This window comes from Streptomyces eurythermus (genome assembly GCF_014649115.1).
Taxonomy (GTDB): Bacteria; Actinomycetota; Actinomycetes; order Streptomycetales; family Streptomycetaceae; genus Streptomyces; species Streptomyces eurythermus.
In genome coordinates this window covers 44,347-55,957 of the sequence record NZ_BMSK01000030.1, presented here as the reverse complement: position 1 = coordinate 55,957, position 11,611 = coordinate 44,347, and the positions used below count along the sequence as shown (strand labels likewise).

The 11,611-nt window shown below is 70.4% G+C and carries 14 protein-coding genes and 5 pseudogenes; 10 read left to right on the top strand and 9 right to left on the bottom strand.

Translation table 11 applies throughout. The features are described from left to right. Window positions 1–8 precede the first annotated feature (8 nt). Window positions 9–901 (top strand): annotated as a pseudogene (locus tag IE251_RS37460) (IS982 family transposase). A gap of 24 nt (window positions 902–925) precedes the next feature. Here the strand turns inward: IE251_RS37460 and IE251_RS37455 are convergent. Then, window positions 926–1,726, bottom strand: coding sequence for an SDR family oxidoreductase (locus tag IE251_RS37455; RefSeq protein WP_189757408.1), 801 nt, complete (start codon window positions 1,724–1,726; stop codon window positions 926–928). Window positions 1,727–1,824: 98 nt separating this feature from the next. Between IE251_RS37455 and IE251_RS37450 the strand changes: the two genes are divergently transcribed. From IE251_RS37450 to IE251_RS37435, 5 genes and pseudogenes are all read left to right on the top strand, one after another. Continuing rightward, window positions 1,825–2,382, top strand: coding sequence for a TetR/AcrR family transcriptional regulator (locus tag IE251_RS37450; RefSeq protein WP_030399878.1), 558 nt, complete (start codon window positions 1,825–1,827; stop codon window positions 2,380–2,382). Window positions 2,383–2,526: 144 nt separating this feature from the next. Then, window positions 2,527–2,830: pseudogene (locus IE251_RS37445) on the top strand (transposase); the annotation flags it as partial. Between the two features lie 3 nt (window positions 2,831–2,833). Then, a pseudogene (locus IE251_RS42355) lies at window positions 2,834–3,027 on the top strand (IS630 family transposase); the annotation flags it as partial. A gap of 123 nt (window positions 3,028–3,150) precedes the next feature. After that, window positions 3,151–3,690: a GNAT family N-acetyltransferase gene (locus IE251_RS37440; RefSeq protein ID WP_189757407.1), complete on the top strand. Its 540-nt coding sequence runs from the start codon at window positions 3,151–3,153 to the stop codon at window positions 3,688–3,690. Between the two features lie 58 nt (window positions 3,691–3,748). Further along, window positions 3,749–3,856: pseudogene (locus tag IE251_RS37435) on the top strand (IS5/IS1182 family transposase); the annotation flags it as partial. An 18-nt stretch (window positions 3,857–3,874) separates the two neighbouring features. Here the strand turns inward: IE251_RS37435 and IE251_RS37430 are convergent. The 3 genes and pseudogenes from IE251_RS37430 to IE251_RS37420 all read right to left on the bottom strand — a co-directional run bounded on the left by IE251_RS37430 (window position 3,875) and on the right by IE251_RS37420 (window position 5,242). After that, on the bottom strand, window positions 3,875–4,336 hold the full coding sequence (locus IE251_RS37430; protein ID WP_189757406.1) for a hypothetical protein: 462 nt from the start codon (window positions 4,334–4,336) through the stop codon (window positions 3,875–3,877). An 81-nt stretch (window positions 4,337–4,417) separates the two neighbouring features. After that, window positions 4,418–4,843 (bottom strand): annotated as a pseudogene (locus tag IE251_RS37425) (IS701 family transposase); the annotation flags it as partial. A gap of 216 nt (window positions 4,844–5,059) precedes the next feature. Further along, window positions 5,060–5,242, bottom strand: coding sequence for an antitoxin (locus IE251_RS37420; RefSeq protein ID WP_189757405.1), 183 nt, complete (start codon window positions 5,240–5,242; stop codon window positions 5,060–5,062). A gap of 469 nt (window positions 5,243–5,711) precedes the next feature. Here IE251_RS37420 and IE251_RS37415 point away from each other — a divergent pair, with 469 nt between their 5' ends. Further along, on the top strand, window positions 5,712–5,900 hold the full coding sequence (locus IE251_RS37415) for a hypothetical protein (protein WP_189757404.1): 189 nt from the start codon (window positions 5,712–5,714) through the stop codon (window positions 5,898–5,900). A gap of 211 nt (window positions 5,901–6,111) precedes the next feature. Here the strand turns inward: IE251_RS37415 and IE251_RS37410 are convergent, their stop codons facing one another. Continuing rightward, window positions 6,112–6,921 (bottom strand): maleylpyruvate isomerase family mycothiol-dependent enzyme, encoded by an 810-nt coding sequence (locus IE251_RS37410; protein WP_189757403.1) that lies wholly within the window; start codon window positions 6,919–6,921, stop codon window positions 6,112–6,114. Between the two features lie 372 nt (window positions 6,922–7,293). On the opposite strand from IE251_RS37410, the gene IE251_RS42350 reads away from it, so the two are divergent. Continuing rightward, complete coding sequence (locus tag IE251_RS42350; protein ID WP_189757402.1) at window positions 7,294–7,488, top strand: HalD/BesD family halogenase; 195 nt, start codon at window positions 7,294–7,296, stop codon at window positions 7,486–7,488. Between the two features lie 295 nt (window positions 7,489–7,783). Next, complete coding sequence (locus IE251_RS37400) at window positions 7,784–8,998, top strand: SMI1/KNR4 family protein (RefSeq protein ID WP_229897105.1); 1,215 nt, start codon at window positions 7,784–7,786, stop codon at window positions 8,996–8,998. Window positions 8,999–9,046: 48 nt separating this feature from the next. Here IE251_RS37400 and IE251_RS37395 read toward each other — a convergent pair whose 3' ends face one another. Beyond that, window positions 9,047–9,274 (bottom strand): hypothetical protein, encoded by a 228-nt coding sequence (locus IE251_RS37395; RefSeq protein WP_189757400.1) that lies wholly within the window; start codon window positions 9,272–9,274, stop codon window positions 9,047–9,049. Window positions 9,275–9,424: 150 nt separating this feature from the next. Between IE251_RS37395 and IE251_RS41830 the strand changes: the two genes are divergently transcribed. Further along, window positions 9,425–9,637 (top strand): DUF6233 domain-containing protein, encoded by a 213-nt coding sequence (locus IE251_RS41830; RefSeq protein WP_268253364.1) that lies wholly within the window; start codon window positions 9,425–9,427, stop codon window positions 9,635–9,637. 157 nt (window positions 9,638–9,794) lie between these two features. On the opposite strand, the gene IE251_RS37390 is transcribed toward IE251_RS41830, so the two are convergent. From IE251_RS37390 to IE251_RS37380, 3 genes are read right to left on the bottom strand one after another with little or no spacing between them, the layout of a single operon-like run. After that, window positions 9,795–10,445, bottom strand: a complete 651-nt coding sequence (locus tag IE251_RS37390) for an NAD(P)-dependent oxidoreductase (protein WP_189757399.1) — start codon at window positions 10,443–10,445, stop codon at window positions 9,795–9,797. After that, a complete protein-coding gene (locus IE251_RS37385; RefSeq protein WP_189757398.1) occupies window positions 10,442–10,669 on the bottom strand; it encodes a hypothetical protein in 228 nt (75 codons plus the stop codon). Before IE251_RS37385 ends, IE251_RS37390 begins: the two co-directional genes overlap by 4 nt. Beyond that, window positions 10,666–11,559 (bottom strand): NADP-dependent oxidoreductase, encoded by an 894-nt coding sequence (locus tag IE251_RS37380; RefSeq protein WP_189757436.1) that lies wholly within the window; start codon window positions 11,557–11,559, stop codon window positions 10,666–10,668. The genes IE251_RS37385 and IE251_RS37380 overlap by 4 nt, the downstream gene beginning before the upstream one ends. Window positions 11,560–11,611 lie beyond the last annotated feature (52 nt).

Below are 11,611 nucleotides of genomic sequence, written 5' to 3'. Positions count from 1 at the left end.
ATCCGTGTGTGACGACAGACCTGAACACCCTCTTGACCGCACTGTATGTGAAGATCGACGACGAGATCGGGGGAACCCGATGCATGGGCAGGCCGCCGCTGCTCAGCGACTCCGAACTCGTCTGCCTGGCCGTGGCCCAGGCCCTGCTCGGCTACCACTCTGAGTCGCGCTGGTTGCGCTACGCGAACAAGCACCTGACGGGTATGTTCCCGTACCTGCCGCAGCGCGCGGGCTACAACAAGCGGCTCCGCTCCACGCTCGGGCTGGTCAAGCGCATGATCCGGGAACTGGGGATGGATAGCGACTTCTGGTTCGACAACCTCTGCATCACCGACTCGACTCCGGTGCCGTGCGGGATGTCGCGCCCGACCGTGCAGCGTTCCAATCTCGCGGGCTGGGCCGGCTACGGCTACTGCGCCTCCCACTCCCGGTTCTTTTGGGGCCTACGCTTGTACCTGGTGTGCACCCCGACCGGAATGCCGATCATGTGGGCGCTGGCCAACCCGAAGATAGGCGAGCGCGAGGTCCTTGCGGCGATGCTGGAGGTCGACGCCGACCTGGTCGCCGACCGCGAGGGCATCGTGCTGATCTCGGACAAGGGCTTCGCGTCCAAGCCATTCGAAAAGGCCTCGCCGGGCAAGGCATCGAGCTGCTGCGGCCCTCGCGCAAGCGGGAGAGGCAGCGGTACGGCGAGCCGGTGCTCAAGAAGGTCCGCCAACTGATCGAGTCGGTCAACGACACCCTCAAGGGTCAGCTCGACCTGGAGCAACACGGTGCACGCGCCATCGAAGGTGTGGCGGTCCGCGTCGCCCAGCGCGTCCTGGCCCTGGCCGCAGCGATCTGGCACAACAACAAGACCGGTGCAACCGTCTCCCGATCACTGATCGCCTACGACCACTGAACCGATCAGGAACTTCGCGCCTGGCTAGACCGTCGGAATGCTGCCGCCGTCGACGACGTACTGGCTGCCGGTGAGGAACGCCGCGCGGTCGGAGGCGAGGAACGCGACGAGTTCGGCGACGTCGGTGGGCTGGCCGGGGCGCCCGAGCGGGATGCCGACCCGGTCGATCAGCTGCCGGCGGGCCGTTTCGGCGTCCTGGCCGCTGTCGGCGGTGATCTGGTTCAGACGCCGGGTGACGGCCGGGGTCTCGATGAGTCCGGGGACGACGGTGTTCACTCTGATCCCGTGCTTGCCGACCTCGTTGGCCAGGCCCTTGCTGTAGACGGTCGTCGCGGCCTTCGCCGCCGCGTACGGGAGGGACGCGGGGCCGGGCAGGCGGGCTTGGCCCGATGTGACGTGGATGATGACTCCGCGGTTTTGCGCGATCATCCCCGGCAACAGGGCCCGGTCCAGGCGGACCGCGGACATCAGGTTGGTGTCGAGGTCGCGGTACCAGTCGTCGTCGGCCGCGTCGAGCGCCCCGCCTGGGATGTGCGTCTGGCTGCCGGCGTTGTTGATCAGGACATCGATTCCTCCGAGCAACTGCGTCGCCTGCGCGGCGAGGGCGGCGGCCCCGTCGGCGGTGGCGAGGTTGGCGGCGACGAACCTGCCGGCCGGCGGCTCGTCGACCGGCGTGCGGGCCGCGACGACGACGTCGGCCCCGGCCTCGGCGAACCGGACCGCGACAGCCGCGCCGATTCCCTTCGTGCCGCCGGTGACCAGGACTCGAACGCCGGCAAACTCGCCAGCTGGCCCAGAGGCGGATGTCACGGTGGTGGATGTCATGAGACACAACTCCTTCGTCGGAGGGCGCCGCCTTCCGGGAGTCGGCGGTCGGGTAGGGTGAGCCTCACTCTACAATAAAACGAGAGGTCGTTCTTTTTATGCCCAAGGTTACCCAGGAGCACCGCGACGCCCGGCGCCGGCAGATCCTGGCCGCCGCCCGCGAGGTGTTCGCGGCCAAGGGCTTCGCCCAGACCTCCACCGGTGAGATCGTCGCCGCCAGCGGACTGTCCACCGGAGCGGTCTACAGCTACTTCCCCAGCAAGAACGACCTGGTGGCGGCCGTCTGCGAGGACGCCGTGGATAATCTCATCGACCTCGCCAGCATCCGCGACGCTGCCGAACTGCTCGACCGGGTCCGCGCCCGCCACGGCGGCCACGCCCGGCTGATGGCGCAGGTCTGGGCCGAGGCCGCCGTCTCGCCCGACCTCGCCGCCCAGATCCGGGCGCAACTGGCCAAGGACCAGGAGAAGGTCGCCGGGCTCATCCGCCAGGACCGCTGCGCCCGCGGCCTGCCCGACTCGCCGGACCCCTCCGGCGTGGCCGGCGCACTGCTCGCCATGCTCACGGGATATTCGCAGCGCCTGGCCATCGGCCAGGACATCGACACCGCCGCCTTCCGGCAGGCCCTCCAAACCCTGCTTGGCGACGCGACCTGAAAGCACAGATCTGGGCAGACGGCGCCGTATCAGCTGCTAATGACCAAGACTGAGGCGAAGTGGATCAGCCCTTTTACCCCGGCGACATTAGGAACAACTCGTCTAGAGCGTGTCCCTTGATGGGTTGGTCAGTCGATCAGACGTGTGTCCGTCCGGTTAGTCATCACTGATGCGATGTGGGACCGGATCGAGCCGCTGACGTCGGCCGATCCGGTCCGTGGCCGGTGGTGGGTCGACGATCACCGCCGAACCGTGGAGGCCATCGCGTGGAAGTACCGAACCTGCTCGCCTTGGCGGGACCTGCCCGACGAGCCCGGCTCGTTTCGTACGGCCCACAAACGACTGATCAGGTGGGCCGTGGAGGGCACCTGGGAACGCATCCTTGCGCTTGCCGTGGGGCCCGGCAGCGGCCGAGGGTACTGACGACATCAGCTGGACCGTATCGGTGGGGCCGGGCGAGCGTTCTCGGATGTTCTACGCGGTCCGCGAGTACAACGGACGCAAGGACCGGCCGAAGGGTTCGGATGGCGTGACTTCCGTGGCCTGCTCATCCGGGCCCGTATCCAGCTTGGCGGCCCGATCGTGCTGGTGTGGGACAACGTCCGCATCCGCCCGACCGCCCCGCTGCGGAAGTTCATCGCAGCCGGACCTGGTCGACGGCTGGCTCACCGGCACCGGCCTGATCATGGACGGCTGAGCGGCATTCAGTCGCTGCACGCCACCAAAAGCCATGGCAGGGGCCCGGCCCCCGTCGTAGGGTCAGCCGACATGGCCGGTAGTCATCACGACAAGCACATCTTTCCCGAACTCAAAACCCACGTCTCCGGATTGACGCTGTGTGCACTCACTGCTGAGCAAGCCGATGAATATTACGCGCTCATCGACCGAAATCGCGAACACCTCACCCAGCACGGCGACTACCAGGCGCTGGCCGCATCGGACTACAAGACGGCACATGCCGAGCTGCTCAACGACCCCAGCCCGTCCCTCCGCTGCGGCGTCCTCCTTCACAGCGCCCTCATCGGCCGCGTCGACCTTGTGGCCGTCAACCCATCCAAGTACGGCTTCGGATACTGGCTCGACCACGAGGCAACGGGACATGGGTACGCCACTGCGGCCTGCCGTGCGCTGATCGAGTACGGAGCCACTACGTTGGGCGCCACCGACGTGTTCGCGGGCGTCACCCACGGAAACGGAAAGAGTGGCGCCGTGCTGACCCGGCTCCGCTTCAAGGTCGCCGAGGTCTTCGAGACCTACACCCGATACCACCTGGCCCTCGTCCCTCCACCCTGCACATATCCCGCGTAACGATGTGATCGGACCGAACCGGCCACCGTCAGAGGAGCGGGCCCGACATCACCCAACCAACCGGCTGAAGCAGTGGCGCGGCCTGGCCATGCGAACGGACAAGCTCGCCATCGCCTACCAGGCCGCACTCCACGTCGCCGCCATCCTCGTCCGGGCACGGCGGTGACGGCGAAGCGACGGCCTTTCAGTCGTAGAAGAAGAGCTCAAGGTCCTCGACGGATCCCGGCCCAGTGAGGAAGCCCTCAGCCTTCGCAATCTCGTCTTCTGGTGGCAGTTCACCCTTCGGGAGCTGCCGCATCCAAATTTCTCCTTGCTCGCCGACCGCATAGATGCCAGACAGCAGCTCGGTCATGCCGGCAGGTTTTGACGGGATGCGTCCGGCGACGGGTTGGAGCTCCCATCCGCCCGACCGGGCCGCGAGCCGCAGCACCCCGGCCCAGTTCGCGATCCTCCCGATGCGTACGTGCCACGAGTCCTCGGTGAACGGGGCCATCCGTCCGCCATGAAGAGGGTTTGTGGCGGCGCCGATGTCCTTGATGACTTGCCGTTCCACGGCATCACGGACCCAGCGCCCTTCCTGCGCTTCTTCGATGGCGGCTTCCCACCACTTGCACCCGCCGTCGAATCGGTCCGCGAATGTGTCCATGTGGACAGGCTTCCATACACGATGCCGCAGGCATTCAGGCGGTGCCGGTCGGTGGATCGACTCATCAAGGCTGGTAGAGGGTCAGGCCGGCGTCTGGGCTTTTGTGTCGAGCCGCCGGAGGGTGAGGAAGGCCTGGGCGGCGGTGACGTGGGTGACGTGGTGGTGCCAGCCGCGCCAGGTGCGGCCTTCGACGTGGTCCAGGCCCAGGCCGTGCTCGAGTTCGCGGTAGTCGTGCTCGGTCTGCCAGCGCATCTTGGCCCACCGCACCAGATCGGCGACGGGCGTGGTGGCGGGCAGGTTGGTCATCCAGTAACCGGTCGGCTCACCACCGGCTTCCCGGGATCGCTCGACCAGCAGGGTCCGCAGCGGCAGCACGCCGTTCCAGCGGCTTCGTCCGTCGGCCTTCTCTTGGGCGGTGCGGCAGGCTTCCTTGCCCGTCGGCCGCACCTGCAGCACGGCGAACTGCGAGGTCGTCGTGCTCTTGCTGCCCTGCCGCCAGGTGACTTCCTGCAGCGACCCCGAACACATCGGCCACGAACTTGCGAAAACTCACCCCGGAGCCGTTCCACTCCCCCAGCCTCATGCCCGACAGATGCCCGCCACCAGGCGAGATCACCCGACGTAACGAAGCACTACTAGCCGCCGCTCCGCGTCCGGAACACGACCGGGCCCCGGCGATCGACGCCGGAGCCCGGTTCCGGGTGCCGCGGGTTCAGCGGTCCGTCACTCGCCGCCGCCATAGGAACGGTGCACGGCGTCGGCGGCCTTGTCGGTCTGCGCGTCGTACTTGTCCCCTGTACGCTCGTCGACCATTCGCTCGACGCTGTCGACACCCTTGTCGGCCTGGTCCGGATGGGCCTTCGCCATCCCCTTGGCCTTGTTCGCCATGTCTCCCAGCTTGCCCATGAGGTACCTCCCGGCGCTACGTGTGTGTCGTACCGGGCGGGGAGTACCCGCGGTGTCCAGGTCGAAGCGTGCCTGGCGGATCCGTCGTCATGCCGGGACGAGGCCGGGCCATCCGGACGGGACGTCGGCTGTCGCTCCGCGCCCGGTTCCAGGTGCAGCTGTGTTCCGGGCCCGCGGCGTGCCGCCGCCCAGAGGTCGCTTCACGTAGGGGGCCATCACTGCCGATCCGGCCGGCACCGCCTGGCACGTACGCCCGGAAGTTCCTCTTGCCCGGGGCCGCGACCGACAGGGTGCCGTCCGTGACGGTCTTCACGTCTCCACGCGTTCGGGGCCTCCAGCGGGGAGCAGGTGGCCCGGTCGCACCGGGTTTGGGGCGCAGGTCGTGCTCCCCGGTCGGCGCCGTCACCGGGGCCGCGGTGGCCCGCGCCTCCCCGGGCAGGGGCGTGGCGGTCAGAACGTGGTGGAGGGCGTGCCGCAGCATCTCGGGCGAGTCGTAGGCGCGGTGGCGGACCGGCAGTGCCTAGCGCCGTGTTCGCCGCGATCCCCGCCGGGGAGCACGTGGTTCGAGGAGCCCTACCACGTCGACGCCTACCCGCTGCGCCCCGGCGACCAGCTCCTGCTGGACACGCACGGCACCACCGAAATGCGCGACGCCTAGGGGGGCCTTCTACCCCTGCTGCGGCGGCTGCGTGCTTGGTGCGCCCTGCCGCCGGAAGCGCTGCCGGAGCGGCTCCGCCACGACCTGCTCGCCCACAGCGGCGACCGGCTGCAGAACGACATCGCGGCGCTCGCCGCCCACCTCGCCGCCGGAAAGCCGCACCGGCGAACGTACGGATGACCAGCGGGCGACACGAGCCTCGGCGCCCGGGTCAGAACGCCGTGTGCGCGAACCACCGGTCCAGGAGCCCGGTGTCCCCCGACACCTCGAAGACCGGTTCCCGGTGGGACCGGCGGCCGTAGAGCAGCAGCAGGAGGTCCGCGGCCGGAGCCCGGACGGCCGCGGAGTCCGCCGCCCCGGGGTCGCTCCCGCCGCCCGCCACCGGCCGGAAGCCGTCCGGCTCCAGCCGTACCCGCCACTCCTCGCCGGCCGCGCCACCGGCGTCCGTGCACCCGAACGCAAGGATCTCGCCGTCGCCGCGCAGTTCGGTCACCCCCGGCGCGAAGAGACCCGCGTACGGCAGGTTGACCAGGAACTCGTCGACGCCGTCCGCGGCCAGCTCCGGGTCGACATCGGCGTCGCGGCCGACGGCACGCTCCGCGTCCACCCGGTGCACCAGCGTCTCGAACAGCATCCTCCGGGCCCAGAACCGGGCGTGCGGATCGGCGCCCCAGGTCCACATCGTCGCGCCGGGATCGGTGTCCCGCAGCACAGCGGCCACCGCGGGCACGCCCGCCGTCAGCCAGTCGGCGTAATCCCGCACGTCCTCGGGAAGCCCCAGCTCGACGTCCCGGTCACGGGGAACCTCCTGCACCCGCCGGGACAGCAGGACGCAGAACCAGCGCTGCAGCGCTCCCACGTGCCGGGTGAGATCGGCCAGGGTCCAACCGGGGCAGTACGGCACGGCGCCGGCTGGGTCGGCGTCCCGCACCGCGTCGGCGAAGCGGCGGGTCTCCCGCCCGATCGCCTCACGGTAGGTGTCGTACGGCAGGGGGTGCCCCGCCCGGTTCGTCGTCGTCATCTGCAGCCGCCGTTCTGTGCCGTGCACTCGATCTCGCAGTCAGTGTGGCTGCTGGAGCGCACTCGAAGGTGAATCGGCCCCGGCGGTCGGTAGGCGGGACTCCCGAAGAGGGCCAACTGGTCCGCGATCCGCGGATCGTACACCGCCGTTTCGACGTCACCCCGACGTGCGGCGCGTTCGCTCACCGATTCAGCGGATGCCGCGCATGTCCGGGCCTGACCTGCCGCTGGCAGCCGAGCCCGTGACCCCTCAGGTGTTGCTGTGCCGGTGGCGCACCACCGCGCAGAAGGTGGAGTTCCTCCACGGGCGGGCTCGTCTTCACCGGCGCCTTCGACGAGGCGGGGCCTGGCCACAGCCAGGCGACCGCGCCACATGATCACCTTGCACCACCAAGACGACACCCACGGCTCCCACACCGACGACTACCCCTACGCCCTTGTCGTCTTCCTCGACGCCCCACCCCATCCCCCCGACGGCGGCGAGTGGATCCCGACCACGGCCTGCCGCTGGAACTTTACGGGCACCGCGACCTGTCACCCGGGGGCAGCCTCGGCCCGGTGCTCCTGAAAGCCCGGGACCGTACCGCCGCGCTGCGGCTGCGCTACGACCGCTTCGAGTACAAGATCACACCGGAAGGTGCTGATCAACACCGTTGCGTCAACGCTGTGGCCTGCGGGGCAAGGGGGTTGGGCGAGGCAATGAGGCCATGGTGGACCGGCCGGTCACGCGCGCTGTGGCACCGCCCGGGAGCCGAGCGATTCAACCCGAGGACAGCCGAAGCGTCAGTCAGTGGGCGGGCCAGACGCCCGAGCGGTGCCAGGTCCCAGTCTCGATGTCGGTGGGGCATGTCATCCTCGGCTCCATGGATCACTCTGCGCGGATCACCGCGTTCACAGGTCTCGTCGGACCGCCGCCCGGCCCGGCGCCCGCCGTCGACTGGGCGGCGGTCGAGGGCTGGCTCGGCACCGCGCTGCCCGGTGACTACAAGGCGCTCGTGTCGGCGTACGGTGCGGCCGAGATAGGCGGCCCGGATGCGGCGATCCGGCTGCACCCCCCGTGCGTCAGCACCGACGGCCGCTTCGAGTACGCAGCATGGATCGTCGAGACGCGCCGGCACTCGGCGATCCGGCCCGGCATGTTCACCGCGCGGCGGCGCCCCTTCCTGCCCGAGGAGGGCGGCCTGCTCGCCTTCGCCACGACGAGGAGCGGCGACCACCTCTTCTGGAACACGGGTGCGTCGGACGACCCCGACGAGTGGCCGGTCACGCTCATGACCACGAATGTGGCAGTCGGGGTGAGCGAGCCCTGGGTGGACTACGAAGTCCCGCTCCTGGAACTGCTGTTCACGCTGCTGCGTACCGGCGTGCCGCACCCGGGCGAGCCCGGCGGGCTGCTGGGCCCGCTGTCCTCACAGATACGGGTCTGGCCGCCGCTGGCCGGGGCCGCCCCCTGGTCGCCACCGCCTGCGGGCACCGCCGTGGACGCGCGGCAGCACGCGGCGCTCACCGAGGGCTCGGGCCTTGACGCCGTCATGGCGCTGGTCCCACCGCCCCTGGAGCCGTACATGGGCGAGGGCACATGGGAGCAGGTCTTCGAGCGGCTCGGCACCCGGCTGCCGCCGGACTTCGTGGCGCTCACGGAGCGGTACGGGGCGGGCAACTGGAGCTGGTGGCTGGACATGAGCGCCCCACTGTCCCTGGACCGGCCACGGGATCAGGGGCTCGCGGCCACCGTCGAGGGCATGCTTGACGGATACCGCCAACTGCGCGCCGCCCATCCCCAGTACTACCCGATGCCCGCGTGGCCCGAGCCCGGCGGCTTCCTGCCGTTCGCGTCGACGATCGACGGGGACCAGATCGGCTGGTGCGCGGACGGCCCGCCCGAGACGTGGCGCGTAGCCGTCAACCCACGCCACTGCGACCAAGGACCGCCCCTGCCGGGCGACTTCACGGCAACCCTGCTCACGTGGTTGCGCGGCGGCCCCGCCGAATCCGGATTCCCCGGTCTGACCGGCCGGGACCTGCATCCGCTGGACGTCATGTTCTTCGAACCGTTCGGGCCGGGCGCGCCGTGGTGAAGGCCCCTCGTCACCACGAGCTGGGGCCTCAGCACCGTTGCGTCGGGGTCATGAGCGGCTTTTGAGGCCGTGGGCGAAGAACAAGACGGTGGTACGGACGGTGCGGTTCTGGGCCTTGTGGGGGTGTTGTCCCGCGTTCGGGCCGTACTTGCTGGTGGGGTGCTTTCGGGTGCGGGCCTTCACCCGTTGCCGTCGGCGTGCGGGCAGGAGGTCGCCCAGGGCCGCGCGGCCGATCGTGCCGACCAGGTCGACTCCAGCCGACGGGTGATGTGCCACGACCGCGAGCGGATCACCTCCTACCTGGACACAAGAGGCCGTCGTCCAGACGGCCACCACCCGCCCCGGCCGTGCGGCGGGTTCCCCGGAAGCGGCGCGCCCAGGACTCCAGCCGGCGCCGGGTACCGTCACCGCCACCGTTGATCCACCGTGTCCACGCATGCACAGCCGTGCAGGCAGCGCGGACATAGGGCAAGGGCCGTCCAGTGGGGGCGAGGCCCGGCCCGGGGTGTGCTGCGCGCGCCGGACTGCGAGGACGCCCCGCGGGGCGCGCTGCTGCTCGATGTGGAGCACGCGCTGGACATCGCCGAGAACCCGGGGGCATGGCTGTGCACCTTGTGTGGAGGTGCTGCGGTTCTGTAGCCGCAAAGTTGTTGTAGCAGGCGGGTGTTCATTACGACCAGTCATAGTCGGCTGACCCATCGCCCGGCGGCTGCGTCGGGCGCCGGGCGTCGCGGTACGCGATTCGGCCCGCCGTCCTGCCGGGGGCGGGCCGAGGTTTGGTCGCGCGGGTCGGAGGTCAGTAGCCGACGGTGAAGCGCTGGCGGTGGTGGCGGGGCTGCTCGATCTCGTCGAGGAGGGCGACGGCGTAGTCCTCGACGGAGATGGTGCTGTCGCCGTTCTCGTCCGTGACGAGGTCGTCCAGGGCGGTCCGGTAGACGCCGGTGCGGTCGCCGGGGGCGATCGTCGCCGCGGGGCTGAGGTTGGTCCAGTCGACGTCGGTGACGGTGCGGTAGTGGTCGAGGGCGTCGCCGTGGGCGTGCATGATCTGCAGGAGGAAGTCGGGCAGCCCGGGGGCGTCCCAGACCTGCTTGCCGTCGGGGGTGCGCAGGGAGCCGGCGCCGCCGACGGTGATCAGGCGGGGGGACCGGTCGCCGAGGGCGCGCAGACCTTCGGTGAGGGCTTCGGCGGCGGGCCGGATGGTGGCGAGGTGGCCGGGGCCGTCACCGCCGCCGACGGCGCTGACGACGACGTCCTGGCCCTTCGCGGCGGCGGTGACCGACTGCGGGTCCAGGACGTCGCCCGTGGTGACGGTCAGGTCGGCGTGCCGTTCGGTGACCTTCGCGGGGTCGCGGACGACCGCGGTGACGCGGTGGCCTCGGCGCAGGGCCTCGCGCACGATGGCGGAGCCGATGGTGCCATTGGCGCCGAAGACAGCGATCTTCGTCATGGGATGTCCTCCGTGGTTCGTGGTGCGGGCGTGCGGTGGATGTGGATCAGGCGACGGAGGGCGAGGTCCTCGCCCGGGGCGTCGGTGAGGATGGCGGCGCTGCTGCCAGGACCGCCGAGGCGGTCGACGCGGCTGGGAGTGTGCGGGAACCGGGCGGGGTGGGCGCCTCGGCGGCACATGCACAGGGCGCCGTCGGGGCCGTCGTCGGCGGGCGAGCGGTTCACGGCACGAGGACGATGCGTCCGGGCAGGCCGCCCTCGGCGAGTCGTGCGTGGGCCTCGGCCGCGGCGGTCAGGTGATCGGTCCTGGCGACGCGGGCGAAGAGCACGCCCTGGTCGGCCAGGCGGGACAGGTCGTCGAGGAGGGCGGCGTCGGACCGCACGCTGACGGCCTCCACACGGATGCCGCGCTCGGAGGCGGGTTCGCTGCCCGGCCACAGGCCGGCGTAGGCGCCGCCGTCACGGACGGCGGCAAGCGCGGCGGCACCCAGGCTCGCGGTGTCCAGGACGCCGTCGAAGGACGCCGGCTCGAAGGTCTCACCGCGGGCCAGGAAGTGATCGGCGCCGCGGGCACGGACGAAGTCCTCGAAGGCCGCGTCCCCCGCCCCGGTGACCTTCAGTCCCCGCTGGTGGGCCAGTTCCACCGCGTGGGCGCCCACCCCGCCGTTCGCGCCGACGACCAGCAAGGTCTGCCCCGGAGCCAGGTCGAGCAGGTCGAGCGCCTGGGAAGCGGTCGTGGCGTTCAGCGGCAGGGTGGCGGCATGGACGTCGTCGAGGGAGGCGGGGGACGGAGCGAGGATGCCGGCGTCCACGACGATGTAGTCCGCGTGGGTTCCCAGCGGCTTGTGGTGTCCGGTCACCACCGCGAAGACGCGCTCGCCCACCTTCCAGTCGGCGCCGGGGCCGACGGCGTCGACCACACCGGCCACATCGAAGCCGAGCCCGACGGGGCCCTGGCCGCCGAAGACGCCGGAACGCATGGCGACATCCACCGGGTTGATCGCGGCAGCCTTCACCTTGACGCGCACCTGCCCCTCGCCCGGTACGGGGAGCGGGTGCTCGGTGATCTCGACGGCCTCGGGACCGCCGAAGCGGGAAACGGTCGCGGCGCGCATGGTCATGATTTTCCTCCAGAAGGCGGGTGGGTGCCGCCCGAACGGTGATGGG